We start from the raw sequence: 2,323 nt of genomic DNA on the forward strand, positions 1-2,323 counted from the left end.
AAAGCATTCAGAGCTCAGTTTAGAGGTGTAAGAGATATTGATTTCTTTTTATACAGATTGACTAAGCTTTATGCCTAAACACAACTTTTGAGATTGATCCGTTTTTGTTTGCGAGTTCAGTTTCGATAAATAGCATTTGATGAGCGGTGAGATGATACTAATAACAATTTTGAGTGTGGTATAATCTGTTTGTCTAATCCCTGTTAATTGTGGTAGGTAAGAGAGGTAGACGTTGTCGTGGAGGTGAAAATGGTGTTGTGATAAAATAGAAAAAGCTTTCTAAGTAAATAGAAAGCTTTTGTAGTGGGGAGAGCAGGATTCGAACCTGCGAAGGTTTCCCAACGGATTTACAGTCCGTCCTCGTTGGCCGCTTGAGTATCTCCCCTCCGGTATTTTAAAATATTTTACAGTCTATAAGAACTTTAGTGGGGAGAGCAGGATTCGAACCTGCGAAGGTTTCCCAACGGATTTACAGTCCGTCCTCGTTGGCCGCTTGAGTATCTCCCCTCCGATATTTTAAAATGTATTATAGTCTATAAAAATAGTAGTGGGGAGAGCAGGATTCGAACCTGCGAAGGTTTCCCAACGGATTTACAGTCCGTCCTCGTTGGCCGCTTGAGTATCTCCCCTCCGGTATTTTACAATATTTTTACAGTCTATAAGAACTTTGGTGGGGAGAGCAGGATTCGAACCTGCGAAGGTTTCCCAACGGATTTACAGTCCGTCCTCGTTGGCCGCTTGAGTATCTCCCCTAAGCTTGATTGCTTATCTTCTTGTTAAGAACGGTGCAAAGATAGAGCTGTTTCCTTAATCTGCAAGCGTTCTTGAATTTTTTTTTGAAGTTTTATTTTCTCTGTACTGCTAAACCTTTGGTTATAAAAATAGTACAGAGAAAATTATTTTTCATTTTATTTTAGAATTTATTTACTGTTTGGCGTATCGCAACTAATTTAGTCATCAAGTCTTCAAAATAGTCCAAATGCAACATGTTTGCTCCATCACTTTTTGCATTAGCTGGATCGAAATGTGTCTCTAAAAATAATCCATCAACTCCTACTGCAATACCCGCTTTTGCGATAGTTCCAATAAGGTCAGGTCTACCTCCAGTAACACCAGAACTTTGATTTGGCTGTTGTAATGAATGTGTAATATCTAAAACAGTTGTTCCAAATTGTTTCATAGTTGGAATACCTCTATAGTCAACGATCATGTCTTGGTAGCCAAACATAGTACCTCTGTCCGTCATCATTACGTTCTCATTGTTGCAATCCAGTACTTTTTGAACTGCGTGTTTCATACTTTCAGGACTCATGAACTGCCCTTTTTTCAAGTTAACAGTTTTACCTGTGTTAGCAGCAGCAACCACAAGATCTGTTTGTCTAACTAAGAAAGCAGGTATCTGCAAGATGTCAACGTATTCTGCTGCCATTGTAGCATCGCTAATTTCGTGAATGTCTGTTACAGTTGGAACACCAAATTCCTTACTTACTTTTTGCAAGATTTTTAGTGCTTTTTCGTCGCCAATTCCCGTAAAACTATCAATTCTCGAGCGGTTTGCTTTTTTGAACGACCCCTTGAATACGTATGGTATTTTCAATTTGTCTGTTACTTTAACAATGTGCTCTGCGATGCGCATTGCCATTTCTTCACCTTCAATAGCACAAGGACCTGCTAATAAAAAGAAATTATCAGCATCCGTATTTTTGATTTGTGGGATATTATTTAAGTTCATAATCTTATCAGTTTAATATGTCTTTCTTTTTGTTTTGTTCTTTTTTACTTTGACTACTTCTGCTTTTTGAGTCGCATTTTTCTTTAGCAGTTCTTTGTCTTTGGTTTGTTGAAAATAAGAAACTACTGCGATGATAACTACTCCAAACGACAAGTTATTGGTAACACCGTTTCTAAGGAAAATGTCAAAGGTAGCATTCTTTTGAGCTTCTTCAAGCGGAATGTTGGTTTGTGTTACAATAGCTTGAGTCAAAGTATCCATGAATTCAGGAGTCACTTGATTAAAGGTAATGTATTGAATCATTGGGTAAAAGAATGTGATCAGAATACACATGACCAATCCACTTAAAAATGCTTTTTGCCAAGTAATAATACCGTTGTAAAATTCTTTCTTTTTCTGTCTTATACCTAACCAATAGAAAAGAATTAGAATAAAATTAAAAAGTATTTCAAGAAGGACTTCGAATCGGATCTTTTCAACGCTATGAAAACCCAGTGATTTAACTACAAACATCCAGACTAATGCAGCAAGTGTAGCAATCGCAGCCCACTTAAACTCAATTGAGAAGTTTCTCATTATGCTATATTAAAA

General features: G+C 37.1%; 2 protein-coding genes, 4 tRNA genes and 1 pseudogene. 1 reads left to right on the plus strand and 6 read right to left on the minus strand.

Features of this window, described 5'->3' with window-relative positions; all coding sequences use genetic code 11:
* Nucleotides 1-78: pseudogene (locus GOQ24_RS16830) on the plus strand (transposase); the annotation flags it as partial.
* Nucleotides 79-304: 226 nt separating this feature from the next.
* On the opposite strand, the gene GOQ24_RS13650 reads toward GOQ24_RS16830, so the two are convergent.
* From GOQ24_RS13650 to GOQ24_RS13675, 6 genes are all read right to left on the minus strand, one after another.
* Nucleotides 305-385 (minus strand) — tRNA-Tyr (locus GOQ24_RS13650).
* Between the two features lie 41 nt (nt 386-426).
* Nucleotides 427-507, minus strand: a tRNA-Tyr gene (locus tag GOQ24_RS13655).
* Between the two features lie 41 nt (nt 508-548).
* A tRNA-Tyr gene (locus tag GOQ24_RS13660) sits at nt 549-629 on the minus strand.
* Between the two features lie 39 nt (nt 630-668).
* Nucleotides 669-752, minus strand: a tRNA-Tyr gene (locus GOQ24_RS13665).
* A 161-nt stretch (nt 753-913) separates the two neighbouring features.
* A complete protein-coding gene (gene kdsA / locus GOQ24_RS13670; RefSeq protein WP_155092328.1) occupies nt 914-1,732 on the minus strand; it encodes a 3-deoxy-8-phosphooctulonate synthase in 819 nt (272 codons plus the stop codon).
* 12 nt (nt 1,733-1,744) lie between these two features.
* On the minus strand, nt 1,745-2,308 hold the full coding sequence (locus GOQ24_RS13675; RefSeq protein ID WP_155092329.1) for a DUF4199 domain-containing protein: 564 nt from the start codon (nt 2,306-2,308) through the stop codon (nt 1,745-1,747).
* Nucleotides 2,309-2,323 lie beyond the last annotated feature (15 nt).

Origin of the sequence: Myroides sp. LoEW2-1, from assembly GCF_009767705.1 — a bacterium.
Taxonomy (GTDB): domain Bacteria; phylum Bacteroidota; class Bacteroidia; order Flavobacteriales; family Flavobacteriaceae; genus Flavobacterium; species Flavobacterium album_A.